Origin of the sequence: Methylocapsa aurea, assembly GCF_000746085.1 — a bacterium.
Lineage (GTDB): Bacteria > Pseudomonadota > Alphaproteobacteria > Rhizobiales > Beijerinckiaceae > Methylocapsa > Methylocapsa aurea.
This window is the reverse complement of record NZ_KN050804.1, coordinates 248310-272804: the sequence shown is the minus strand read 5'-3', so window position 1 is coordinate 272804 and position 24495 is coordinate 248310. Positions and strand designations below refer to the sequence as shown.

Below are 24495 nucleotides of genomic sequence, written 5' to 3'. Positions count from 1 at the left end.
AAGCGCTTTCTGCCTCCGCAGATTCAGATAGCAACTCTAGATTGCTATTTTATTGCATGTCTTGCCGCGAATTGGGCAACTGCTTCGCAAAACGCGCTCAGCGTCCGCAGGCACTGATTGTCGGGGTTTGCTCGCCGGGACTCGGCATCCGGTTCGCTTGAAGGTGCCCCGCTTGGTTAGAAGGGCGTCGATGCCCCTGCGCGCCCGGCAAATCGCCTCGGCATGTTGCCGATCAAGGCGCAGAGCTAAGCGCAAGCCGAGGAGGGTTCAGCGCTTCATTTCCATATAATGACAGATCGCCTGGGTCCGATTGCGGACATCGAGCTTGCCGAACAGGTTTCGCAAATGAAATTTGATCGTATTGATGGATACTCCGAACTCCCGCGCCAGTTGAGCGTTGCTCTGCCCTGACTCGCCAAGAGCGGCGAGAAGATCGCGCTCACGGTGGGTAAGGCTTGCGAGCGGGTCCATCCGGCCCTTCTGCATATCGACGAAGGGAAACACCATGTCTCCGCCAGCAACGGCGGCGAATACTTCCAGCAGCCGTTCGGGGGGAGAGAGCTTGCTTACGAAACCAGCGCCTCCGAGCCGCCATGTTTCGGTTGGCGCCGCCGGATCCTTGGTGCCGCTATAAACGACGATTTTGGGCGCGCTGGGGCGCTTTGAAAGCGCGTGCAAGATTTCGCGGGCATGCATCAGCGGCAATTCCCAGCCAATGACGCCGAGGCTGACCGGGACGGGAAGCCGCCCTAAATTGTTTAGAAATTGCTCTCCGTCGCTCGATATGAGCACCAGATTGAACCGCTTGTCCTGAGTGAGCAGCGCCTTAAGAGCGGCGAGCACCATTGGATTCTTGTCGGCGATGGCGACATTGACGGGAAAAACGGTTCGAACCCGCTCATTGGGAGCGGCCCCCTCTAGGAAGGGCGCCTCATTTTGGTGGAAACCGCGCGGATTATCATTGACAGGCATGCGATCATTGTTCAGTGAAAGATCAGCTGATTTCCTGCGTCGAGATGCCGCGGGCAAGCCGTCGAACGCCTGGGCATGCCCAGTCCCCATCCTCGTCGAAGGCTCCTGAACCAAGGTGTCCTCCCGCGGTTCTCTATTCCATCCGGCGTTGCGGCGCCCTCATGAATCCGAAGTAAAAGACCCATGATGTTGACATGATGATCGAAGGAGACGGGAGACCCGTCGCCTATCAAACCTTGCCTATAATCCAGATGAGGCCTTGCTGATTGGGCGGCGCGCTGACATGCCGGAGACGGCCCCAAAACGCTCGCCAAAAAACGCTCGCTCGTCTTAGACAAGCGCGACTGGGCCTCTTATGTCAATGATGGATGCAGCGCGAGACGCCTCTGGACCGTTGTTCAGCGCAAGCTCCGCTGCCGATCCAGAGAATGCGTCAAGATCTTTAGTCGGTGAGAACCCACCGGCCAAAAAAGAACAAGGCGGCTCCGCCAGCAATCGCGGCAATCGCGCCGATCGGCGTCGAAAGGTAGCCCAGCAAGTCCAGAATTGCACCCATTGTTTCCTCCTAAGATTTGATTACGCGATGCGGCGTATTATCGGTGCGCTTTTGTATAATCTAAATCTTCTTGTCAATCTAGATTGGCGCAACTTGCAATAAGGCATCTCTTATTACAAGAATTCCGAATTGGCTCATCGAATATGTAACCGGGAATTTCCTCACCGCGGACTGTTTCTTTACGCACGCGGTTCGCGTCGGACTTTCCAGGCAACACCTAGAAGCCCTCCAGTCTTTCCTCGATTTGCCCTTATAAAAGGAATTCTAACTCGGGGTCAAGCGGCACTTGCGGATATCTCCTTGGCAAAGAAGGCCAAAGCGCCAAGGGTGACGACTAGGAAAAAGCCTCTTTTATCAGTCGCCGTTTGAGTATGGAGCTTTCGAACAGACGTTGACGGTCCGGGCGGGACATCTTCGTCGTCCCAAGCTTAAATATGGCGCAGCAAGATCTATTGTGCTCCTTTCGGCTGTCCCGCTTCCCGCGCCGGCAGAGCATTTCGGACTATATCTTGGTCAGTCCGTCCGATCGCGCGGCGCTCAAGACGTGGAAGAAACTCCCGGTCGCATGGCCGCGTCTGGCCCCTTCGGCTTGTTCGGGATTTCCATGCGCATCCTTGACGAAGGCGAAAGGCGGGTCGGATGCGTCCGCCGCCTCGACGGTCGCATAATGGAATTCATGACCGCGCAGGCATGCGCCGGCGGGGCCTAAAGGGTGGTCGGCGGCGATCCGCGCATCGCGATAGCCCAGGTGGAGTTTGCGCTTCGCGAAGCTGAAGGAAGCGCCAAGCAGGCCGGCCATGCGATGCGTCTTCCCATCCTTGTCGACCAGTCCTTGACCTAAAACCATGTAGCCGCCGCATTCCCCGTGGACCGGTTTGGTTTGCGCGAAGCGGCGCAGACCATCGAGGAAAGCGGAGGCCGCGGCAATTTGTCCCGCATGGAGTTCCGGATAGCCGCCCGGCAGCCAGCAAAGGTCGCAATGCTCGGGCGCCGGCTCGTCGGCGAGGGGCGAAAACCAACAAATTTCCGCCCCGGCGCTTCGCCAGCCAGCGAGGATATGTGGATAAAGAAAGGAAAAGGCCTCGTCCCGGGCGATTGCGATCCGCTGGGCGGGCGGCGCTAAGGCGGACATTTGAGCATCGACCCCAACCGCCGCCGCCTGCGCGCGGGGCAAAATAGCCTTCAAGTCGATATGCTCGCTGACAAAGCCGGCGATTGCGTCGAGCAGCGCCTCGAGATTTTCGGTCTCCCCGGCTTGCACCAGGCCGAGATGGCGCTCCGGCAGCTGAACGCTTTTCGCGCGCGGCAATGCGCCGAAAACCGCGATGCCCTGACTTTCTATGGCTCGCGCAGCGAGTTGGCGATGACGCTCGCTGGCGACGCGGTTGAGGACGACGCCGGCGATCTCGATGCGCGGATCGTAAAGCGCGCAGCCCTTGGCGATTGCGGCGGCGCTTTGCGCCTGGCCGCTGACGTCGATGACGAGCAGAACTGGCCAGCCGAGCGCCGCCGCGACATCCGCCGAGGCGCCGGTCCGCCCCGGCTCCCCCGCCACGCCGTCAAAAAGCCCCATCGAGCCTTCGCACAGGATGAGATCGCAAGCCTCGCCGGCCGCCGCCGCCAAGGCGCGCAGGAGAGGCGGCGCCATCGCCCAACTGTCGAGATTGAGGCTCTGCTGACCCGTCGCGGCGGCGTGGAACGCCGGGTCGATGTAATCCGGCCCGCATTTGGCGCCGCCGACGCGCAGGCCTTGGTTGCGGAACGCGCGCATAAGGCCAAGGGTCAGCAGGGTCTTGCCGCTGCCCGATCGGGGAGCCGCGACGACGAGGCCGCGTGTTAAACTTGTTGAACTTCGATCAGGCAAGCTCACCAGCCAGCTCCCGAGAAAGAGCCTATCGCTCCATGAGCCAAATCGAGATGGACCCCGAACGGCGGCCGCATTTGCGCAAAGGCTGGACGACCGGCGCTTGCGCCACCGCTGCCGCGCGCGCGGCCTTCGAGGCGCTGCTGTGCGGGCGGTTTCCCGATCCCGTCGGCATAACCCTGCCGGGCGGCGCGCGGCCCTCGTTCGCGCTGGCGTTCGAGGAGCTTGGCGTCGATTTTGCGCGCGCTGGCATCGTCAAGGACGCGGGCGACGACCCCGATGTGACGCATGGCGCGCTGGTGATCGCGAAGGTGCGCCGCGCCGCTGCGGGAACCGGGGTTGCGTTCGCCGCCGGCGAAGGGGTCGGCATGATCACCCGCGCCGGCCTGCCTCTGCCGCCGGGGGAGCCCGCGATCAATCCCGCCCCGCGCAAAATGATCGCCGCGGCCATCGATGAAGTCGCGCGCCGTTTTGGCGTGGCCGGCGACGTTCTCGTCGAAATTTCGGTCCCCGGCGGCGAAAAAATCGCCGAGCGGACCCTCAACGCCCGGCTCGGCATTATCGGCGGTCTCTCGATCCTGGGCACGACCGGAATCGTCGTGCCATTTTCCTGCGCGGCCTGGATCGATGCGATTCATCGCGGCATTGACGTCGCCCGCGCCGCCGGCCTCAATCATATCGCCGGCGCCACAGGCTCGACCTCGGAGGCGGCGGTGAAGGCCTTGCACGATATGCCCGACGTCGCCTTGATCGAGATGGGCGATTTTGTCGGCGGCATGCTGAAATATCTCCGCCGGCGCGAGGTCGCCAGAGTGACGATCGCCGGCGGTTTCGCCAAGATGACCAAGCTCGGCCAGGGCCTGCTCGACCTCCATTCGCGCCGGGGAGAGGTCGATTTCAACTGGCTCGCCGAGCGTTGCGGCGATGCCGGCGCCGACCTCGAATTCGTCGCGGGGGCAAGGCGCGCCAACACGGCGAAGGAAGTCGTCGATCTTGCGATCGCGCGACGCATCGATGTTGGCGCGCAGGTGGCGGAGGCGGCGTGGCGGACCGCCGCGAAGGCTCTGCGGGGGAGCGCCATTGCGCTTGAAATCGCGGTTTTCGATCGCGACGGCGGTCTCATCGCGCGAACGCCGTTTCGCAAGGTTCATTGAGGCTTTCCCCGGAACCTGCGTTGATAGTCCGGATCATACAGCGCGCTGTCGCGAAAGTCGTGCGGCTCGAGAACTTGCCCGACGAAGATCAGCGCGGTGCGCTCTATCGGCGCCCCGGCGAGTTGTTCGGCGATCGTCCGCAGCGTCCCGCGCAAAATTCTTTGATCCGGCCAGGAGGCGCGAAACACGATGGCGACGGGGCAATCGGCGCCGTAATGCGGCGTCAGATCCGCGACGACCTGGTCGACGGCGTGGATCGAGAGATGGATGGCGAGCGTCGCCCGCGTCGCGGCGAAAGCTTTGAGCGTCTCACGGTCGGGCATTGATGAAGCGCGCCCTTGCGTGCGGGTCAGCACGAGGGACTGGGCCACTTCCGGCAGGGTCAACTCGCGGCCCAAGGCGGCGGCGGCGGCGGCGAAAGAGGGAACGCCGGGCGTGATCGTATAGGGAATGGCGAGCTGGTCGAGCCGGCGGATCTGTTCGCCCAAGGCGCTCCAGATCGAGAGATCGCCGGAATGGAGCCGCGCGACATCCTCGCCCTCGCGTTGGGCGCGGACAAATTCAGCGCAGATCTCATCAAGGCTCATCGGCGCCGTATCGAGGACGCGCGCGTCCTTGGGGCAATGCTCCAGCAACGCGCGGGGCACGAGCGACCCGGCGTAGAGGCAGACCTTCGAGCTTGCGATCAGATCGCGGCCGCGCAGGGTGATGAGATCGGCCGCGCCAGGACCGGCGCCGATGAAATGAACGGTCATGGCTCTCTGCTTCCAGCGATCGCGCAGCTTGCTCCGGCCTCGCTGACGCGCGGCGCGAGCAGGATGGAGGCGGGGCCGGCGCCTGCCAGCGCCGCGGTTTCCGCGATGGAGGGCAGGCCGAACATAGCCATTACCCGGTCCGAGCGCGTGATGGCGCGTCCCGAGGCTTGGCGCAAAATCTCCGCGTCCAGAAAGACAAGGGGCAGGCCCAGTTCCTGCGCGGCGTCGTGCAATCCCGTCTCCCCTTGCTTGTCCGCGAGCGTGAACAGGGTCGCGGGGGCGCCAGCATCGTCGATCGACGCCCGTGCGGTGCGCACCAGGGCGACGATCCTTTGGGCGGGGCAGCCTTTCTTGCAGCCGATTCCAATGGCGATCATTGCTTCGCCACCGACCATTGCGTGATCGGCATCGCGGGACGCCAGCCAAGAAAGCCGCCGATAGGCGTCGCGCGGGAGATGTCTATTTTGACGAGTTCGCCGCCCTGCGCCTTGAAGCGCGCGATCAGCTCCGCCTCGGTCTCGAGCGTCACGGCATTGACGACAAGCCTTCCGCCAATGGGGAGGGCTGCGAAAGCGGCATCGAGGATGCTCCTTTCGCTGGCGCCGCCGCCGACGAAGATCGCCTGTGGCTGCGGCAGGTTCGCGAAGGCCGCCGGAGCCTTGCCCGTCACGATTTCGATCTGAGGGACGCCGAGGGTCTTGGCGTTGCGCAAGATCCGCTCGGCGCGATCCGGGCGCGCCTCGATCGCGATGGCGCGATTGGCCGGGTCGCGCAGCAGCCATTCGATTGCGATCGACCCCGAACCCGCGCCGACATCCCAAAGCAATTCTCCGCTTCGGAGCGCCAGCGCCGACAAAGCGATGGCGCGAACCGGCTGTTTGGTGAGTTGGCCGTCGGTTTCGAAAAAACCGTCGGCGAGAGCGCCGCCAGTGGGAATGATGCGCGAGTGCGCCGCCACTTTGATGTCGAGCGCGACGAGATTCAAGGGATCGATTTCGTTCATGTCGAAAGCCTGCGCCGTCGAGGCGCGCACGCGCTCCCTTGGCCCGCCCAAGGCCTCCATGACGACGATTTCGGACTGGCCGAGTCCTCGCGCGCGCAGCAACTCGGCGAGGCGCGGCGGCGTCGTCTCGTCCCAGGACAGGCAGAGGAGTTTGCCCGCCGGTTGCAGCGCCGGAATGATCCGCTCGAAATCGCGGCCATGCAGCGACATGAGCCGGCAGTCCTGCAAACTCCAACGCAAGCGCGCCGCCGCGAGGCTGAAGGCGGAAGGCGCCGGCAAGCATTGCATTTCTTCCGCCGCGAAATGGGCGCTTAGCAGGGCGCCGATGCCGTAAAAGAAGGGATCGCCGGAGGCGAGCACGCAGACAGGCGACCCTCTGTGCGCAAGAATCGCCGGCAGCGCCGTCGATAGCGGCGAGGGCCATTGCAAGGTTTGCGCGTCAAGCTTTCCGGCAAGCTTAAGATGCCGTGCGCCGCCGATGACGAAATGGGCTTGCGCCAGCAGCGCCCGCGCGGCAGGAGAAAGCGCATCGAAGCCATCTTCGCCAATGCCGATCAGCGACAACCATGGCTGCGTTGCGGATGGCGAGGTCATGGCGCGCGCGGCGAACGGTTGGAGGTCGAGCGATGCGGGTTCTCTTGCTCGGCGGAACATCCGAGGCGAGCCGGCTCGCCGCCTTGTTCGCGGGCCGCAGGGACATCGACGCCACGCTGTCCTTCGCCGGCCGCACCAAGGCACCCATCGCACCGCCGATCCCCTATCGGACCGGAGGATTTGGCGGGATCGAGGGGCTGGCCGCTTATCTCAAGGCCCAGCGCGTCGATGTCCTGGTCGACGCCACGCATCCTTTCGCCGAACAGATGTCGCGCCATGCCGCTTTGGCCGCCGCGCGCGCAAATGTCCCGCTGATCGTCTTGTCGCGTCCGCCTTGGGCGCCCGAGCCGGACGATCGATGGATCAATGTCGACGACATGGCTGGAGCGGCGGCGGCGCTCGGGCCGCAGGCGCAGCGCGTTCTCCTCACCGTCGGCCGTTTGCAGCTCAAGGCTTTCGAGGCGGCGCCGCATCATTTCTATCTTATTCGCGCGATCGATCCGATCGAACCCAAGCCGAATCTGCCGCGCCATCGCGTGATCGCGGAGCGCGGCCCCTTTGCGGTCGAGGCCGAGGAGCGCCTTTTGCGCGAGGAAAAAATCGATGTGATCGTCACCAAGAACAGCGGCGCGGCGGCGACCTTCGCCAAAATCGTCGCGGCGCGGCGACTCGCCCTGCCGGTGATTATGGTCGCGCGGCCAAGCAGCGCATCGACTCCAGCGCTGAACGATCCCTCCGATGCGCTCGCCGCCATCTTGCGTCATGTAAAGGCCCCCGCGCCGCGCGGCGTATAGATAAAGGGCGCGCCGCTTTCGCGGGCGATGATGCGCGTTTCGCTTGAGCCGATGATGACCAACGTGCTCATATCGGCAAGGCCTGGGTCTGCATTATCGAGCGTCGCCAAGTGGATGCGTTCATCCTCGCGCCCGACCGCGCGAGCAAATATGACCGGAGCGGCGCCCACCCTATGCGCGCGCAGCAGAGCGAAGGCGTCATGGATCTGCGTTGGTCTCGCTTTCGATGCGGGATTGTAAAGCGCGATGACGAAATCGCCGACCGCTGCGGCGGCGAGTCGCTTCTCCACCAGCGCCCAGGGCTTGCGATTGTCGGATAAGGAGATCGCGCAGAAATCATGGCCCAAGGGCGCGCCGATCCGCGCCGCCGCCGCCTGCATCGCGGAGATTCCGGGGCAGACCGCGATGTCGATGTCGCGCCAGGCGGGATCGCCCAAATCGATCGCCTCGAAAACGGCGGCGGCCATGGCGAATACGCCCGGATCGCCGCCGGAGACGATGGCGACGGAACGCCCCTCCTGAGCCAGGCGAAGCGCATGGCGGGCGCGCTCCAGTTCGACCCTGTTGTCGCTTGGATGCCGCGTTTGCCCATCTCGGAGCGGCAGCCTGTCGAGATAGGGCGCGTAGCCGACGAGATCGCTGGCGCCTTCGAGGACGCTCGAGGCTTCCGGCGTGATCCAGGCCGCAAGGCCGGGGCCGAGGCCGACGATCCGCAGGGCGCCCGGGCTGGCGCAAAAAGCCGTCATGGCCGCCTGCCTTGGCCGGGAATGAGGATCATCGAAAAATAAGGCCCAATATCGTCGGTCTTTTCGATCAGCGGAAGGACTATTTCATTCTCCCTCGTGGCGCATTCCACATAGATCGCCGCGTCGGCGCGGCCGGCCTTCGCGATCGCCGCGCGGATCTTGCCGAGATTTTCGCCGATCTTGATGATGACGGCGGCGTCGCTCGACATGAGATGGCGCGTCAGCGACGCTGCGTCGAGCGTGCCGGGAAGAACGCTCAGGACATCGTCGCCCCAGGTCATCGGAATCTTGGCCGCGCTCCAGCATCCGGACATCCCGGTGACGCCGGGAATGACCTCGACCTCGAAGCGATCCTTCAGCCGGATAAAAAGATGCATGAACGAGCCGTAGAAAAGCGGATCGCCGGCGCAGACGAGAGCGACGTCGCGTCCGGCCTGAAGATGATCGGCGACGGCGCCGCTCGCCTCGGCGTAGAAACCGCGCATTTCTTCGACATAGGCAGGATCGCAAAAAGGGATTTCCGTCGTCAGCGGATAGAGCAGCGGCAATTCAATGCACCGATCGCCTATCCAGCGATCGAGCGTGGCGCGGGCTTTTCCGGGCGCGCCCTTCTTGGCGAAAAAGGCGACGACCGGCGCGCTGGCGAGGATCCTCGCGGCCTTGATCGTCACAAGCTCGGGATCGCCGGGGCCAAGGCCGACGCCGAAAAGCCGCCCATTGCCTTGAGTGGAATCGCTCATTCCTTTTCGCTCGCGAGCGCGTTCAGGGCGGCGGCGGTCATGGCGCTGCCGCCCCTGCGTCCCCGCACCGTGATGAAGGGCGCGGGCGCCTCCATGATCAGCGCCTCCTTCGATTCCGCAGCGCCGACGAAGCCCACCGGCATGCCGATGATGCAAGCTGGCCGCGCCGAAATTTCATCAAACATTTCTAGAAGATGAAACAAGGCGGTCGGCGCATTGCCGATGGCGACGATGGCGCCTTCCAGACGATCCCGCCAGAGTTCGAGCGCCGCCGCGCTGCGGGTCGTCCCGAGCGAGCGCGCCAGTGCGGCGACGGCCGGGTCCTCAAGCGCGCATATCACTTCATTGCGGCGGGGAAGGCGCGATGCGGTGACGCCTTGCGCAACCATTTTGGCGTCGCAAAGGATCGGCGCGCCATCCTGAAGCGCCCGCCGCGCGCGTTGCGCCGCTCCTTCCGAAAACACCAGATCGGCGGCGACATCGACCATGCCGCAAGCATGGATCACCCGGACGGCGACGGCTTCTTCAACCCCAACGAAGCGGGCGAGATCGGCCTCGGCGCGGATCGTTGAGAAGGAGCGGCGGTAGATCTCCGCGCCGTCCTTGATGTAGTCGAAGCGGCGCGACTGCTGTTGAGTTGTCATGGACTGTTGCGTTCCGCTTGTTGAGCATTTTTTTGGGCGATCGGATCCAACATCTCTTCCAACAGGCCTTCCAACATGTCTTGCGCCATCGTCAAGGAAAGACCTTTGGCGAGATAGGTTGCGCGGTTTGGATCAAGCGACGCGGCGTCAATGGCGAGATCATACCGTCCGCCGTTCGCGACAAGCGCGTAGGGTGTCGCGGATTGGCGCGCGCAACCCTTGGCGCAGCCGGACACATGCAGCGCGACGCCGGTCCCGCGCAGACGCCGCGCCAGAGGCGCCAGGGCCAAAGCGTCGGCATGGGTTGGCGTTGAGCCTCGCTCGCAGGCGTCGGCGCCGCCGCAGGCCGCGACCGCGAGCCTCGGGTCATCCTTGTCGAGGATGAAATCTTGCGCGGCAAAAGCGGCGCGCATGGCGTCCTCGCTTCTTGCGTCGACTCGCGGAAAAATCAGCGCGCGCCAAGGCGTCAATCTGATGTCGCCATGCGCGAAAAGAGCAGCGGCCCGCGCCGCAGCCTCGAGCATGGGCGCCGTGAAGCGGCCAAAGGGGGCGCCAACGCCAAAGCAGAATGTGTCGTCGCCGAGGGCGATCAATCCAACCGGGCAGGGTTCGGCGGCAAGCTCGCCCTTTGGCGCTGGCGTCAGATTGAGGCCCGCAGCGGCGACGAGGGGTTTCGGCCCCTGTTGCCGCAACAGGTCTCGCATGCGCCGGGGCGGCTCCAGCATCTCTCCGCCAAGCCGTCGGAAGGCGCGAGCAAGGCGCAAAGCTATGTCGACGAGCGCCTCGGGTTCGCATGCGCCAAGGCAAATAGCCTCGCCCGCGGCTCCGCCGACGCCGATCGCGAAATGGCCGCGCCTTCGGTCGTAGTCGAACCTGATATCGGCTGGCGTGTGTGCGAGAGAAAGCGGGCCGCCGTCGTCGATCAGAAAGCCGAATTTGCCGGGCAGTCCGCGCAGGTCATAGGCGCGAATGAGTTCGGCCTCCAGCGCCTTGCCGATCGCGCCGACGTCAATTGGCGCCTCGAGGCCGCAAAGCGGGCTCACGAGAACATTGCGAACGGCTTCCGTCCCGGCGTCAGCGTCGAGCAGTCCGAGATCTTCAAGCCGCGCATGGAGCAAGGGCAGGCGCGTTGGGGATACTCCGCGCAACTGCAAATTGCCGCGTGAGGACAGATCGAACAGCCCATTGCCAAGATCGCGTCCGGCGCGCGCAAGCGCCGCCAGCGCATCGGCCGAGACGATGCCGCCGCTGATGCGCAGCCGGACGAGAAGGCCGTCTTTCGCCGGCATCGGCGCCAGCGCGCCGGGGCACCAGCCTTTGCGAAGTTCAGCCCGGGTCAGCATGTCAGCGCCTCCCGCATCCCGCCGAGGCAGTCGAGGCTGGAGTTGCGGCGGCTTCGCCAATAGCCTCTGCGCAAGGCCTCCTCAAAGCGCTCGACGATGGCGAGCGCGGCCTTCGGATTGGCCCTTATCAGAAAATCTCGCACCTCGGGTGTGGCGCAGGTCGCCTCGAAAACAAGCTCGAAATGCCGGCTCTTCACGGCGTCCGTGAGCGCCGCGAAAGCGAAGAGATGGTCAACCGTCTCGGCGATTTCGGCGCCGCCGCGATGGCCATGGCGCATCTGCCCTTTGATCCAGCGCGGATTGCTCGCCCGGGCGCGAACGACGCGGGCGATTTGTTCCGGCAAGCTGCGCGCTTTGATCGCGTCGGGGCGGGCGGAATCGACCTGGTAGAGCGGCGCGTCATTGCCAAGCATATGCGCTGCGGCGGCGAAGCCGCCTACATGGTCGACGATGGCGTCGGAATCGAGAATGTCGCGCTCGTCCTGGTCCTCTACATGGACAAATGCGTCAGCCGCGGCGACTCGCTCGCGAAAACCTGGCGTCGCGAGGCCTTCTCCCCGCGCGCCGCCATAGGCATGCGACGTCGCGGCGAGATAAAGCGCGCCGAGGTCCGAGCGGGTATGCCCGCCGTCGAGGCGCCGCGAAAGGCCAATGCCATAGGTTGAAGGCGCCGCGCCAAAGATGCGCATGGGCATTTCCGATGTGCGCCGCCACTCCGCCGCCAAGGGATTGATGCCGGCGTCTTCCTCGAGGGCGGCGATGGCGCGCACGGCGGAATCGAACAATGCGATCTGCGCCGGAAACACATCCCGGAAGAGGCCGGAGATGCGCAGGGTGACGTCGACGCGGGGATGCTCCAGCCGGGCAGGGGGAATGATCTCGAAGCCATTAACGCGAGAGGAGGCGTGATCCCAGCTTGGCTTGACGCCGAGAAGAGCGAAGCCTTGCGCCAGATCGTCGCCGCCGGTGCGCATGGTCGCGCTCGCCCAAAGATCCATGACGATGCGCTGTGGCCATTCGCCGTGATCCTGGGCATGGCGGTTCAACACCTCCCGCGCCGCGCGCCGTCCGATTTCCCAGGCGGTGCGGGTTGGAACCGCGCGCGGATCGACGCCATAGAGGTTGCGGCCGGTGGGCAGCACGTCGAGCCGCCCGCGCGAGGGCGCGCCGCCAGGGCCGGGCGCGACGAAACAGCCGTCGAGGGCCTTGAGGAGGTTGCCGCATTCCGCCGGCCCGCAGCGATCGATGAGGCTGCTTATGCGCTCTAGAGCGCTTTCCGATCGAATGGAGTCATTCGATCGATCAGAAATCGCTCCAGTGTTAAAGATCTGAGCATATTCTCGCCGAACAGATTGAACCAATCTGTTTAGAATATGCTCCAAAGCCTCGGCGGCGGAGGTTTCCGGGGAGGGTTCCCGCATCGCCTGGATCAGACTGGCCGCAGCGGCGTCGCGCAAGGCGGGGTCGGGCGATTGCCCGAAAACATGCAAGCCATCGGCGATCCGCATGTCCTTCAGGTCGCAAAGCCAGCTGTCGAGATGTTGCAAGGCGGCGGTCGGACCGGCGCCTTCTTGCAATCCGCTGTCTTGCGCCAAACCCGTTTCTCTCGCCCGATCGAGGATCGCCTGCGCCAGGAGGCGGGCGCGTTTGGGGTCAAGCGGTTCGGCCGCGGCATATTCATCGAGCAGGGATTCGATTTCGAGCGCCGCGCCATGGCTTCCCGCTGCGGTCAAGGGCGGGGTCATATGGCCGATGGTCAGCGCGTTGATGCGGCGTTTGGCCTGCGCCGCCTCGCCCGAATTATTAACGATGAAAGGATAGATGACCGGCAGCGCTCCGAGCACGGCTTCCGGCGCGCAGGCCTCGCCAAGCGCGGTGGCCTTGCCGGGCAGCCATTCCAGCGTGCCATGCGCGCCGCAATGAATCATGGCGTCGATCTTAGCGATCTCGCGCAGCCAGACATAGAAGGCGACAAAGGAATGGCGTGGCGCCAGAGCGGCATTGTGATATTGCGCCTTGCGCTCGTCGCGGGCACCTCGGTCCGGCTGCAGCGCGACGAGGAAATTCTGCGCGGAGAGAATCGGAAAGGAGAAGGCGCCGGAGGCCGCCAGGGCGTCCTGCTCGGGCTCGCCCCATTGCGCCCGGAGGCTTTCGACAAAGCTGGGCGGCATGGCGCTAAGGGCGACCCGGTATTGCGCCAGGCTCAGCCGCGCGCCCGCGTTCGCCGCCTCCAGGTTGCGCATAAGATCGTCCGATTCCGGAAGCGATCCGATATCATATCCGGCCTCGCGCAAAAGCGCGGCGATCGAGGCGACGCTCTTTGCCGTATCGAGCCCGACCGCATAGCCGCCGCGCCCGCTCTTGCCTGGATAATCCGATAGGATGCAGGCGATCTTGCGCTCGCCGGGCGGGGTCTTGCGCAATCTGACCCAAGCGATGGCGAGGTCGGCGACGAAGCCCACGCGGGAAGGGGCGGTACAATGCTTGAGAGGCGTGAATTCAAGATCTTGTCTGGGCTCGGCGGGCGCCTTGAAGGCGATCGCGCGGGTGATCAAACGTCCGTCCATTTCCGGCAGGACGATGTTCATGGCGAGATCGGCGGCGCCAAGACCGCGTGGATCGGCCTCCCATTGCGCCTTGGTCGCGCCGGAAAGGATCGCCTGCAGGATGGGCGCGTCGGCCTCCTCGAGAACGCTGTGTTCATCGCCAAGCCGGGCCGAGAAGGCTGTCGTATTGAGGATGACATCGGGCCTGTCGCGGCTGATTTCAGCGCGAACGAAAGCGATCGCCTCCAGGTCTTTGAGACTGGCGACGAAAATCGAGGCGACATCCAGGCCGCGCGCCGCAAGAGCCTCCGCGAGCGCTTCGATCGGCGTCGTATCGTCAGCCAGCAGGAAGGAGCGGTAGAAAACGATCAGCGCATGTCCCTTGGCGCCGGCGCGGGGGCGGCAACCGGCCTCGAAGCGGCCGGCGGCGGCGATGCGCCGCGGCTCGGACCCAGCGAGCGGTTCGCCTGAAGCGACTTCGATCCAGTCGAGCAGCGCAGCGATGTTTTTGGGTCCGCCTTCCTGGAAACAGGCGGAAATGGCGCGAAGGTCAGAGGCGGGCAAGGTCGAGGCGGCGCCGAGCCGGTCATCCTCCATGGCGTCGCCGGGGATCACGGCCAGCGCGAAATTCTCTTGCCGCGCCGCGCGGGCCAACTCCTCGACGCCATAGCGCCAATAATCGAGGCCGCCGAGCAGGCGCACCAGGACGAAGCGGGCCTTGGCGGCGACCTTTTCAATATAGAGATCAACCGAGAACGGATGTTTGAGCTGCGCGATATTGGCGAGCCGCAGGCTCATGGCGCGGTTGGGTCGGCTCTGCGCGGCGGCGGCGACGATCGCGAGATCGCTGTCGGACAACGACAAGAACACCAGATCGGCCGGCGTCTGCGCGAGGTCGACGGCGGCCTCCGCTTCGTCCAGCGATCGGGTTTCTGTGCGCAGGAGATGCATCAGGCGAGGGCTTCCCGGCGCGCCGGAAGAAGCTCGGCGATGGCGGCCGCGTCGAGGCCTTTCTCGCCAATGATGACAAGGCGCCCGCGACGCGGCTCGTCAGCGCGCCATGGCCGATCGAAACTGTGCTGCAACCGTTGGCCGACGCCCTGGACCAGCAGCCGCATCGGCTTGCCGCGCACCTCGACGAAGCCCTTGATTCGCAGCACGTCGCAGCGCTCGGCGACGGCGGCCAATTGGCGCATGAGCGTGGCGCTGTCGTCGATGGCGGCGACTTCGACGATGATGCTTTCGAAATCGTCGTGATCATGCTCGCCTTCGCCGTCATGATGCGAGGGCCTGGCGGCGAGATCGTCCTCGGCGGCGGCGCCCAATCCCAGGAGGACGGCGGCGTCGATCCGGCCTTCGAAAGCGGCGACGATCTTTGCGCGGGGGGCGCGGGCAAAGATGTCGGCCTCGATGCGCTCAAACTCGCCGGCGGCGAGAAGGTCGGCCTTGCTGACGACGATGAGATCGGCGCAAAGCAATTGATCCTCGAACACCTCTTCGAGCGGATTGTCATGCTCGATGGAGGGATCGGCCTGTCGCTGGCGCGCCAGCTTGATCGGATCGTCGGCGAAACGCCCTTCCGCGACGGCCGCGCCATCGACGATGGCGATCACGCCGTCGACCGTCAATTTCGAGCGGATGGCGGGCCAGTCGAAGGCCTTGACCAGGGGCTTCGGCAGAGCGAGGCCGGAGGTCTCTATGATTATATGTTCGGGCGGCGGATCGAGCGCCAGAAGCTGCTCGATCGCGGGCAGGAAATCGTCGGCGACGGTGCAGCAGATGCAGCCATTGGCGAGTTCGATGATGCTGTCTTCGCGGCAGGCGAGGTCGCCGCAGCCCTTCAAAATCTCGCTATCGACGCCGATGTCGCCGAATTCATTGATGATGAGCGCAAGCCGCCGGCCGCCGGCGTTGGAGAGAATATGGCGGATGAGCGTCGTCTTGCCGGCGCCGAGAAAGCCGGTGATGATCGTCGCCGGAATTTTGGCGAGGCTGTTCATGAATGCACCCGGTTCCTTCGCCGCGCCAAATGACGCGCAGGGGTGCTTGGGCCGGAGCGCCGTGAAAACGCGGCCTCCTTCACCGGCCTGCGCCGGCATCGAGACAGGCCGGAGCACCCCGCCGGCCCATTTTCGATCGAACGGCAGGTTTCCTGGCTGGCGGATCGACGTCGCGCGCCGCCTTCCCAAGCGCCGGAATCCCGGCCGCCCAGTGGCGATTTTGCGCGCGACTACCCGCTGACAGTTGCGGGGGCAGCTGTGGTTTGACGCGCAAGAGCGCACCGCCACATTCCCATTTACCCCTCGAAGCGAGGGACCGTTGCGGAGGGGGAGACTAGACGGAAAGGCGGGCGTGTCAATCGGGTGCGTTCCAGTGCCCGGCAAGGAGGGGCGCTTCGCCTCAATCGGATCTGCGCCAGATCAGTGCGCCAAGGCGCGGGTGGGCGAGTATATCTGCATTCCCGGTTCGGTGGCGCCCATGCTGACTTACAGGATTTACGGCGCGGCTGCGCTTCTACTGCTTTGCGGCGTGCTTGGCGCCTCCGCAAGGACCGGCCCATCCTTCTTCGTGGTGCTGTCTGCGTTTGACGCCTATGCCGGCGATGCGACCTTCAGCGCCGCCGAGCGGGGGAAGCGCGCCGCCGCCGAGTGCGGCATCGAGGCATGGACGGAATATACCAGCAAGATAAGGGGCTTCCGGCCGGGCTATTTCGCCGTCTTGCTTGGACCTTATCGAACACGCCTGGAAGCCGAGGCCCTGCGTCGGCGCGTCGCGCCTTGCGCGCCGGGTGCCTATGTCAAGTCCGGCGTCGACCTGGGAGAATGAAGCGCAGACCTAAACCCCGAGGCGCCCTTTATGTGGACATCTAACGAGCCATGGTTCATCGTTTCGACTATTGTCTTCTTGGGCCTGCTGGCGCTCGCGAGTCTGGCTTATGCTGTCCTGAAGCCTGTCATTTCGGCGCATTTCAAAGGCGCCGGCGGCGGGTGGAGCCATTTGGCGTATTATTATGCCGCCCCGGAGGGTCCGAGACGCGATATATCGAGGCGCGAGACCTTGGTCGTCGGAAAAATTCTCTATCGAAACTGCGTTGCGGTCGGTTTGGCGGAAGATGGCCTGCGCCTTTCGATCGACATGCCATTGGGTCTATTCTATAAGCCGCCGCTTTTGATCCCCTGGACGGAGATCACGGGGGTCGAGGAAGCCCGGCTCTATTGGCGAAGGGCGGTTCTGCTGCGCCTCGGCGCGCCGCCGGTGGGCAGCATCACCGCGCCAATGCAGCTTTACGAGAAAATCCGGCCGTGGATCGGAAAGAGAAGTTTGTGAGCGCTGCTTGATGCGGGAGCCGAGTTCGAGAAGCTGTCGGGCGCCTTCAGTGGGGCGGTGAGCGGCCCTTCGTGATGGTCTTGTCATGCGCTATAGGAAAAGTCGGCGGCGGGCCTTCCCCTTCTCGATTCACTTGTGAAACGCCGATGAACTCAGCTCATGACCAATCCGAAGCCCTCCGCCATCGCGAAAAAATGGCGAAGCGCAAAGCGGTCCAGGACGCCGAGGTGGCCGGCAAGACCATTGCCGAAAAAGGCCTCCTCATCGTCCATACCGGACCCGGAAAGGGCAAATCTACGGCGGCTTTCGGGCTCTTGCTGCGCGCGCTCGGGCATGGCTGGCCCTGCGGCGTCGTGCAATTCATCAAGGGCGCCTGGGAGACCGGCGAGCGCACCGCCTTGAACCGTTTCTCCGACCTGATCTCCTGGCATACGATGGGCGAGGGCTTCACCTGGGAGACGCAGGATCGCGCCCGCGACATGGCGGCGGCTGAGGCGGCCTGGACGAAGGCGCTTGAATTGATGGCCGATCCGAAAATAAGGCTTCTTATCCTCGACGAATTGAACATCGCCTTGCGCTACGATTATCTGTCGCTTGGCGATGTCGTTGCGGCGCTTTCCGGCCGCCGGCCGGATCTGCATGTCGTCGTTACCGGCCGCAACGCCAAGCCGGAAATGTTGGAGGCCGCCGATCTCGTCACCGAAATGACGCTCGTCAAGCACCATTTCAAGGCGGGCGTGAAGGCGCAACGGGGAATCGAGTTCTGACCGAAGCTCGGCGGGCGAAGGCGCTCATGCTGCAAGGGACAGGGTCCGACGTTGGCAAATCGCTGATCGTCGCCGGGCTCTGCCGCGCCTATCGCAAGCGCGGTCTGCGCGTTCTGCCGTTCAAGCCGCAGAATATGTCGAATAATGCCGCTGCGACGCAAGATGGCGGCGAGATCGGCCGCGCCCAGGCGGTCCAGGCTCTCGCTTGCGGCGTTGCGCCAAGTGTCGACATGAATCCGGTCCTGTTGAAGCCGCAGAGCGGAACCGGCGCGCAGATCATTCTGCGAGGCGCCGTGATCGGCAATGCGCAAGCGCGGGACTACCAGGAGTGGAAGCCAAGGCTGCTCGGCGATGTGCTCGAAAGCTTCGCGCGGCTGGCGCGCCGGGCCGATCTCGTCCTTGTCGAAGGCGCGGGAAGCGCGTCGGAGATCAATCTGCGCAAGAACGACATCGCCAATATGGGCTTTTCCCGCGCCGCCGATGTCCCGGTGATTTTGCTCGGCGACATCGATCGCGGCGGCGTCATCGCCCAGATCGTCGGCGCCAAGGCCGTGCTCGACCCGGCCGACGCCGCCATGATCCAGGGATTTCTCGTCAATAAGTTTCGCGGCGACCCGGCGCTGTTTGCCGATGGCATGCGGTTGATCGAAAGCCACACCGGTTGGCCGGCGCTGGGGCTCATTCCTTTTTGCTCCGAGGCGGGGCGCCTGCCGGCGGAGGATTCGTTTGGGCTCGCCGGCAGACGCCCCGGCTCGGGAAAAATAACCATCGCGGTTCCGGTTCTGCCGGGGATCGCCAATTTCGACGATCTCGATCCTTTCGCGCTCGAGGACGAGGTCTCTCTCGTCATGACGCCGCGCGGACAAACCTTGCCGGTCGAGGCCGCGCTGGTCCTGTTGCCGGGGTCGAAAACGACAATCGCGGATCTCGCCGCGTTCCGGAGCGAGGGCTGGGATATCGACCTTGCCGCGCATGTGCGGCGCGGCGGCCATGTTTTCGGTCTGTGCGGCGGCTATCAGATGCTGGGCAAGAGCATTCGCGACAGTTTGGGCTTTGAGGGGCCGCCGGGCGCGGCGCCGGGGCTCGGCCTGCTCGATATTCACACCGAGTTTCTCGGCGAAAAAATTCTGGCGCCGGCGCGGGGCGTCGGGGTGGAGGACGGCGCGCCCTTCAAGGGCTATGAAATGCATTTTGGCAAAAGTTTCGGGCCGGATTGCGCGCGGCCGCTGCTGGTCTTCGAGGATGGGCGAACCGATGGCGCGATCTCCGCCAATGGCCGGGTTCGCGGCAGCTATGTGCATGGGCTTTTTGCGGAGGCGGCGCAGCGGAGCGCCTTGCTCGCGCGCCTCGGCGGCGCGGGGTCCGGCGCCTCCTACGAGCAAACGCTTGAAGATGCCCTTGATGCTGTCGCCGCGCATCTCGAAGCGCATTTGGATCTCGATCTTCTCCTTACGCTGGCCAGATGAGACTCCGCCCAAGGAGCAAGAGCGCCGGGAGCGCGAGAAAGCCGCAATGGACGGCGCAGGCGCGGCGATAGAGCGCGAGCGCGCGGCGGATGTCGCGCGCTCCGGCGGCGCTGTCGCCGGAGCCGATCCAGGCGTCGTCGATTCGGGTCTGGCCATAAAAGCGTGGGCCGCCAAGCTGGAAGCCGAGCGCGCCGGCGAAGGCCGCCTCCGGCCAGCCGGCATTGGGCGAAGGATGTCCCCGGCTATCGCGCCGCGCGACCCGCTGCGAGGCTTTAGGCGAAGCTCCGGGCAGGAAAGCCGCTGCGATCGAAATCCAAAGGGCAGAAAGCCGCGCGGGCAAGAAATTGACGAGATCATCGAGCTTGGCGGCGGCGAAGCCGAAAGCGGCGTGACGTTTGGTGCGGTGGCCGATCATGCTGTCGGCGGTATTGATCGCCTTGTAGCAAACCCCGCCGGGAAGGCCGCCGAACGCGATCCAGAAGGCGGGCGCGACGACGCCGTCGGAAAAATTTTCGGCGAGGCTCTCGATCGCCGCGCGGGCGACGCCGGTCTCGTCGAGCGCGCGGACGTCGCGGCCGACGATCGCGCCAACGGCTTTTTGCGCCGCCTCCAATCCGGCATGGTCGAGAGCCGTCGCGACGGCGAGGACATGCGCGTGCAGGCTGCGTTGCGCGATGAGGCTTGAAGCGATAAGCGCAGTGATGAAGAGGGAAAGCGGTCGCGCCAATTCCAGACTCGCCAACCCGAGGCTTAAGAGCTGCGCGCCGCCGCCGGCGACGGTCAAAATAAGGCCAAGGGCAAGGGCCCCCATGATGCGCCGGCGCGCGAAGGACTGATCCTCATGGTTCAGGCGCCCATCGGCGCGGGCGATCAGCGCGCCGATCCAGGTGACCGGATGGCCGATCGCCTTGAAGAGACGTTGCGGATAGCCAATGCCCGCCTCGATCGCCACCGTGGCCGCCGCGAGCGTGAAAGTTGCGATAAGATCCATGCATGACCATAGGATTGCCGGGGGGCGAGGGTTAGCCGAGGAGGCGCATGGCGGCAATCTCGCCGCCGCGCGCAAGGCTTTTCCGCAGGCGCCGGAGCCTTGGCTCGATCTCTCAACCGGGGTCAACCCTTATTCCTATCCGATTGGCGATCTGCCCGCTGAAGCCTTCACCCGGCTGCCGGATCCGGTCGAGCTCGCCGGTTTGGAAAGCGCGGCGGCGCTGGCCTATGACGCTTGCGCCGGCTTTGAAACGGTCGCCGCGCCGGGCAGTCAGGCGATCATTGCCTGGCTCCCCCACCTATTGCCGGCGCGTCGGGTGGGCGTTTTGGGCTTCGCCTATGCCGAGCATGCGCGAAGCTGGCGCGCCAGCGGCGCCGAGGTGACGGTCGTCGATGATCTCGCCGCGCTCGCCGACAAGGATGTCGCCGTCGTCGTCAATCCCAATAATCCTGATGGACGGCTTGTCTCGGCTGACGATCTGCGGGAACTGGCGAGGGTCCTTGGCGAACGGGGCGGCCAGTTGATCGTCGACGAAGCTTTCATGGATTTCTTGCCGCCCGGCGCCAGCGTCGTTCCGCAAATGCCCATCGGCGGGATCGTCGCTCTGCGCTCCTTCGGCAAGACCTATGGCCTGCCGGGGCTTCGGCTGGGGTTTGCGATCGCACCGGAGGCCTTGGCCGGGAAATTACGTCGCGCCTTGGGGTGCTGGCCGGTCTCGGGAGCGGCCGTCGAGATTGGGACAAGGGCCCTGGCGGACCCGGCTTGGCTCGGCTCGACGCGGCGCAAACTGGAAGCCGACGCCAAGGCGCGGGACGAAATTCTCGCCGCGGCGCGCCTCGCCCCGCTTGGCGGCGGCTTGTTGTTCCAGCTGGTGGCGCGCGAGGATGCGCGCAGCCTATTTGAAGGCCTGGCGAAGGCCGGGATTTGGGTGCGGCGTTTCGACGCCCAGCCGAACTGGCTCCGGTTCGGGACGCCCAATCGGGAGAGCGACCGGGCGCGCCTTCGCGCCGCGCTCGGATTGGGGGAGCGATGCGGCGATAGCTTGATGCGAGGCGAGTGACTGTGAGGATCAAGATTAGACGCGGCAGCTTTCTCGTAGTCTATATTAAAATGATTATAAACTAGACTTCTTTTTGTATTTTCTAGCCGGATGATCTATTAGAATATCCGATTTCAGCCGGCTTTAGCGCCTTTTGCTGTTTATGCGCTGAAATTGCGCCGAAGCTTTCCAAGCGTAAGCTTCGTATGGAGAAAACATAATGCGATTTCGCTTTGGTCTGGTTTATGCTGCGCTCGCCCTGCTGGTCGGGTTTCCGCTCGCAGCCAAGGAATATCCGATCGGCAAGCCGCAGGAAAAAGGCGGCATGGACATAGCCGCTGTCTATTTGCAGCCGATTGAAATGGACCCGCCCGGCGCGATGCGCCTTGCAAAAGAATCCGACGTCCATCTAGAGGCCGACATCAAGGCGGCCAAGGACAATAAGAACGGGTTCGCGCAAGGCGATTGGATTCCCTATCTCGCGGTCGCCTATGAATTGACCAAGCTTGATGACAATCAGACCCAAAAGGGCGCATTCATGGCGATGGTCGCCAATGACGGACCCCATTATGGCGACAACGTCAAGATGATGGGGCCGGGCAAATACAGGCTTCTTCTGACCATCGCGCCGCCGAGCGAGAATCCGCATGCCCATTTCGGCCGCCATGTCGATAAGGAAACCGGCGTCGAGCCTTGGTTCAAGACCTTCACCGTCGAATATGAATTCGTCTATGCCGGAACTGGAAAAAAAGGCGCCTATTGACAGACCAGCGTCGCGGGAAAGACGGCAATATGCATAAGAACACGGTGACTTGGCCAATGACTTGGCCCTTGCGCTTTTTTGCTTTGAGCCTGTTCCTCGCCGCGGCTTCGACCCATCTCCGCGCCGAAGAGGAGCCGGTTTTCAGGATCGAGTTTCATGACGGAAAAGTCGAGCCGCTCCGTCTCGAAGTGCCGGCCAACACGCGGTTCAAGCTCGAATTGCGCAACAGCGGCGATACGCCGGCTGAATTCGAAAGCAATGAGCTGCGCAAGGAAAAAGTTCTGGCGCCGAACTCGACGTCGATTCTGGTGTTCCGGACCCTCGATCCTGGCGAATATGCCTTTTTCGACGATTTTCATCCTGACGCGCCCCAAGCCGTGCTCGTCGCGAAATGAGGCTCGAAAATGGGCGCTGCCGGCTTTGTTCGATTCCTGACCTCAGGGGGTGCGCACTGCGCTCCGGGGAAGGGAGACGCCAATGACTGAAACCCTACAATCGTCCCGGCGTCATTCCCATCCGCGCCGCCGGCGGGTGTGCGGCAGGGCTCGTCAAGAGCTTGGAGAGAAGCGTTGATGGATTTCCTGGTTGCGGCCGAGGCCGACAATGGGCCGGCGAAGCAAGCACATCGAGCCGCACTGCCGCCGCGCCGGGGCTTCATCGAGCGTGGTCTGAATCAAATCGGCGGATGGCTGCGGCGGCGCCAAGGCCTGATCCAGCGCGTCCAATGGTCGATCGTCATTGTCTATCTTGTGCTCGTCGCGACTCCGGCCTTCCTGCCCTTGCCAGGACGCATGGCGCATATTTGGGACAATCTGACCCTTTTCGCGCAATTCGCCTTTTGGGGCATTTGGTGGCCTTTCGTCCTGCTCAGCATGGTTTTGGTGGGGCGGGCCTGGTGCGGCTTGTTCTGTCCGGAAGGGGCGCTGTCGGAGGCGACAAGCCGGTTTGGCAAAGGCTACGCCGTGCCGCGCTGGATCACCTGGAAGGGCTGGCCTTTTGTCGCTTTCGTCTGCACCACGGTCTATGGCCAGATGGTCAGCGTCTATCAATATCCAAAGCCCGCCCTCTTGATTCTAGGCGGCTCGACGCTTGGCGCGATCGCGGTCGGCTATCTATACGGGCGCAACAAAAGAGTCTGGTGCCGCTATCTCTGTCCGGTGAATGGCGTTTTTGGGCTTTTGGCGAAGCTCGCGCCGGTGCATTTCAGCGTCGATCAGGACGCCTGGACGGCCTCGCGCCTTTCCGGACACGCCCATGCCGCGCCCATCAATTGCGCGCCGCTTGTCCCGATCCGAACCATGCGCGGCGGCGCCGATTGCCATATGTGCGGCCGTTGCGAGGGCTTTCGCGGCGCCATTGAACTCGCGCCGCGCGCGCCCAATCATGAAATCGTCCATGTCGCGGGATCGGCGCCGAAACCCTGGGAAACCCTGCTGATCGTCTTCGGCTTGATGGGCGTGGCGGCCGGCGCGTTCCATTGGAGCGCCAGCCCGTGGTATGTCTCGATCAAGCAGGCCTTGGCGGGATGGCTCATCGAGCAGGGCCTCGTCTGGCCGCTGCAGGTGCAGCCGCCCTGGTGGATCCTGACCGATTATCCCGATCTCAACGATCAATTGACGCTGCTCGACGGCGCCGTCTTGCTCTTCTATATCGGAGCGACCGCAGCGATCATCGGCGGATTGGTCTCGCTCTGCCTTTGGCTGGCGACGCGCAGCCTCGGGCCGTGGTCGTCCGCGGCTTTTCACCATTTCGCGCAAAGCCTCATTCCGATCGCCGCCTGCGGCGTTTTTCTTGGGCTGAGCGCCATGACCGTCACCTTCTTGCGCGCCGAGGGGGCGTCGCTCGGCTTTGTCGGGCTTCTTCGGGGCGGCTTGCTCGCTGGCGCCGCGCTCTGGTCGATCGGCCTCAGCTGGCGGATCGCCGGCCTGCGGACCCGGCATGCGCCGCGCCGATTTCTGGCGACGGCATGGATCGCGCTCGCCGCTTCGATCGGCGTTGGAAGCTGGGTCCTGCTGTTCTGGGTCTGGTGAGATCGGCGCGGTTGACGATCCAGCCTAATTTGATGGCGCCTTTGCCGCTTTCCGATGACCGACGCCCGACAGTTTCATGCAGGGCCATTGGCGCAATGGGCGCAATCGCAACAAATAAGACGCTTGCGCCCGGGCATATGAAGTAGAGAACTTTTTGTTAAAGCCTCGATTGTAATAGTGTCGCGGTCTTTGTTTCAGGTCAGACAATTGCGTAAAGATTACTTTGAGCGCGATTTCAAGCCTTCATTTCTGCTGGCAAACAAGGCGCAATGCTCAGAGGTTTTGCATATCCATGCTCAAAATTTAAGGGCGACAGGATTTCTTAGTCGGGTTAGAACTTCACGTTGGAATCTAGACAAAGGGCGTGTCGAAAAAACGACCCCACTCTCTGGATAATTGGC

Annotated in this window: 22 protein-coding genes and 1 riboswitch; of the genes, 10 read left to right on the top strand and 12 right to left on the bottom strand. The window is 64.0% G+C overall.

The annotated features are described in order from the left end of the window. Nucleotides 1–267 precede the first annotated feature (267 nt). Both DL86_RS16455 and DL86_RS16450 read right to left on the bottom strand, forming a co-directional pair. Nucleotides 268–972: a response regulator transcription factor gene (locus tag DL86_RS16455; protein ID WP_051953607.1), complete on the bottom strand. Its 705-nt coding sequence runs from the start codon at nucleotides 970–972 to the stop codon at nucleotides 268–270. A gap of 1058 nt (nucleotides 973–2030) precedes the next feature. Next, nucleotides 2031–3398, bottom strand: coding sequence for a cobyrinic acid a,c-diamide synthase CobB (locus DL86_RS16450; RefSeq protein ID WP_425348937.1), 1368 nt, complete (start codon nucleotides 3396–3398; stop codon nucleotides 2031–2033). Nucleotides 3399–3430: 32 nt separating this feature from the next. Between DL86_RS16450 and DL86_RS16445 the strand changes: the two genes are divergently transcribed. Continuing rightward, a complete protein-coding gene (locus DL86_RS16445) occupies nucleotides 3431–4546 on the top strand; it encodes a cobalt-precorrin-5B (C(1))-methyltransferase (RefSeq protein WP_051953605.1) in 1116 nt (371 codons plus the stop codon). Here DL86_RS16445 and cobM read toward each other — a convergent pair. The 3 genes from cobM to DL86_RS16430 are packed head-to-tail and all read right to left on the bottom strand — an operon-like array spanning nucleotide 4540 to nucleotide 6898. Further along, nucleotides 4540–5301 carry a precorrin-4 C(11)-methyltransferase gene (gene cobM, locus DL86_RS16440; RefSeq protein WP_036263633.1) on the bottom strand — a complete coding sequence of 254 codons (762 nt, stop codon included), beginning with the start codon at nucleotides 5299–5301 and terminating at the stop codon, nucleotides 4540–4542. The genes DL86_RS16445 and cobM overlap by 7 nt on opposite strands. After that, nucleotides 5298–5678, bottom strand: coding sequence for a cobalamin biosynthesis protein (locus tag DL86_RS16435; protein ID WP_051953658.1), 381 nt, complete (start codon nucleotides 5676–5678; stop codon nucleotides 5298–5300). Before DL86_RS16435 ends, cobM begins: the two co-directional genes overlap by 4 nt. Next, nucleotides 5675–6898, bottom strand: a complete 1224-nt coding sequence (locus DL86_RS16430; RefSeq protein WP_036263628.1) for a bifunctional cobalt-precorrin-7 (C(5))-methyltransferase/cobalt-precorrin-6B (C(15))-methyltransferase — start codon at nucleotides 6896–6898, stop codon at nucleotides 5675–5677. The genes DL86_RS16435 and DL86_RS16430 overlap by 4 nt, the downstream gene beginning before the upstream one ends. Before the next feature lie 32 nt (nucleotides 6899–6930). Between DL86_RS16430 and DL86_RS16425 the strand changes: the two genes are divergently transcribed. After that, complete coding sequence (locus DL86_RS16425) at nucleotides 6931–7692, top strand: cobalt-precorrin-6A reductase (protein WP_036263626.1); 762 nt, start codon at nucleotides 6931–6933, stop codon at nucleotides 7690–7692. Here the strand turns inward: DL86_RS16425 and cobJ are convergent. The 6 genes from cobJ to cobW are packed head-to-tail and all read right to left on the bottom strand — an operon-like array spanning nucleotide 7659 to nucleotide 15711. Next, nucleotides 7659–8438 carry a precorrin-3B C(17)-methyltransferase gene (gene cobJ, locus DL86_RS16420; RefSeq protein ID WP_036263624.1) on the bottom strand — a complete coding sequence of 260 codons (780 nt, stop codon included), beginning with the start codon at nucleotides 8436–8438 and terminating at the stop codon, nucleotides 7659–7661. The two genes, DL86_RS16425 and cobJ, sit on opposite strands and share 34 nt — an antisense overlap. Next, entirely contained in the window at nucleotides 8435–9178 is a 744-nt protein-coding gene (locus tag DL86_RS16415) for a precorrin-2 C(20)-methyltransferase (protein WP_036263622.1), read from the bottom strand. The genes cobJ and DL86_RS16415 overlap by 4 nt, the downstream gene beginning before the upstream one ends. Next, nucleotides 9175–9822, bottom strand: a complete 648-nt coding sequence (locus DL86_RS16410; protein ID WP_036263620.1) for a precorrin-8X methylmutase — start codon at nucleotides 9820–9822, stop codon at nucleotides 9175–9177. The genes DL86_RS16415 and DL86_RS16410 overlap by 4 nt, the downstream gene beginning before the upstream one ends. After that, nucleotides 9819–11165 (bottom strand): precorrin-3B synthase, encoded by a 1347-nt coding sequence (cobG, locus tag DL86_RS16405; RefSeq protein ID WP_051953603.1) that lies wholly within the window; start codon nucleotides 11163–11165, stop codon nucleotides 9819–9821. Before cobG ends, DL86_RS16410 begins: the two co-directional genes overlap by 4 nt. After that, nucleotides 11159–14662, bottom strand: coding sequence for a cobaltochelatase subunit CobN (gene cobN / locus DL86_RS16400; RefSeq protein ID WP_036263617.1), 3504 nt, complete (start codon nucleotides 14660–14662; stop codon nucleotides 11159–11161). Before cobN ends, cobG begins: the two co-directional genes overlap by 7 nt. Continuing rightward, entirely contained in the window at nucleotides 14662–15711 is a 1050-nt protein-coding gene (gene cobW / locus DL86_RS16395; RefSeq protein WP_036263614.1) for a cobalamin biosynthesis protein CobW, read from the bottom strand. The genes cobN and cobW overlap by 1 nt, the downstream gene beginning before the upstream one ends. Before the next feature lie 125 nt (nucleotides 15712–15836). Further along, a riboswitch (cobalamin riboswitch) is annotated at nucleotides 15837–16047 on the bottom strand. A gap of 16 nt (nucleotides 16048–16063) precedes the next feature. On the opposite strand from cobW, the gene DL86_RS18910 reads away from it, so the two are divergent. The 4 genes from DL86_RS18910 (at nucleotide 16064) to DL86_RS16370 (ending at nucleotide 19271) form a co-directional block, all read left to right on the top strand. Further along, the gene (locus DL86_RS18910) at nucleotides 16064–16537 is read left to right on the top strand and encodes a hypothetical protein (protein WP_156964715.1); all 474 of its coding nucleotides are present in this window, start codon (nucleotides 16064–16066) and stop codon (nucleotides 16535–16537) included. Between the two features lie 30 nt (nucleotides 16538–16567). Then, nucleotides 16568–17038, top strand: coding sequence for a hypothetical protein (locus DL86_RS16380; RefSeq protein WP_156964714.1), 471 nt, complete (start codon nucleotides 16568–16570; stop codon nucleotides 17036–17038). Nucleotides 17039–17184: 146 nt separating this feature from the next. Further along, on the top strand, nucleotides 17185–17805 hold the full coding sequence (cobO, locus tag DL86_RS16375) for a cob(I)yrinic acid a,c-diamide adenosyltransferase (RefSeq protein ID WP_036263607.1): 621 nt from the start codon (nucleotides 17185–17187) through the stop codon (nucleotides 17803–17805). A 26-nt stretch (nucleotides 17806–17831) separates the two neighbouring features. Then, complete coding sequence (locus tag DL86_RS16370; protein ID WP_036263603.1) at nucleotides 17832–19271, top strand: cobyric acid synthase; 1440 nt, start codon at nucleotides 17832–17834, stop codon at nucleotides 19269–19271. On the opposite strand, the gene cbiB is transcribed toward DL86_RS16370, so the two are convergent. Continuing rightward, nucleotides 19255–20262, bottom strand: a complete 1008-nt coding sequence (gene cbiB, locus DL86_RS16365) for an adenosylcobinamide-phosphate synthase CbiB (protein ID WP_036263601.1) — start codon at nucleotides 20260–20262, stop codon at nucleotides 19255–19257. The two genes, DL86_RS16370 and cbiB, sit on opposite strands and share 17 nt — an antisense overlap. On the opposite strand from cbiB, the gene cobD reads away from it, so the two are divergent. From cobD to DL86_RS16345, 4 genes are all read left to right on the top strand, one after another. After that, nucleotides 20261–21322: a threonine-phosphate decarboxylase CobD gene (cobD, locus tag DL86_RS16360; protein WP_036263599.1), complete on the top strand. Its 1062-nt coding sequence runs from the start codon at nucleotides 20261–20263 to the stop codon at nucleotides 21320–21322. The two genes, cbiB and cobD, sit on opposite strands and share 2 nt — an antisense overlap. Before the next feature lie 199 nt (nucleotides 21323–21521). Beyond that, entirely contained in the window at nucleotides 21522–22064 is a 543-nt protein-coding gene (locus tag DL86_RS16355) for an iron transporter (RefSeq protein ID WP_036263597.1), read from the top strand. Nucleotides 22065–22120: 56 nt separating this feature from the next. Continuing rightward, nucleotides 22121–22459 carry a cupredoxin domain-containing protein gene (locus DL86_RS16350; RefSeq protein WP_036264003.1) on the top strand — a complete coding sequence of 113 codons (339 nt, stop codon included), beginning with the start codon at nucleotides 22121–22123 and terminating at the stop codon, nucleotides 22457–22459. A gap of 177 nt (nucleotides 22460–22636) precedes the next feature. Continuing rightward, nucleotides 22637–24094, top strand: a complete 1458-nt coding sequence (locus DL86_RS16345; protein ID WP_084572979.1) for a 4Fe-4S binding protein — start codon at nucleotides 22637–22639, stop codon at nucleotides 24092–24094. The last annotated feature ends 401 nt before the right edge of the window (nucleotides 24095–24495 follow it).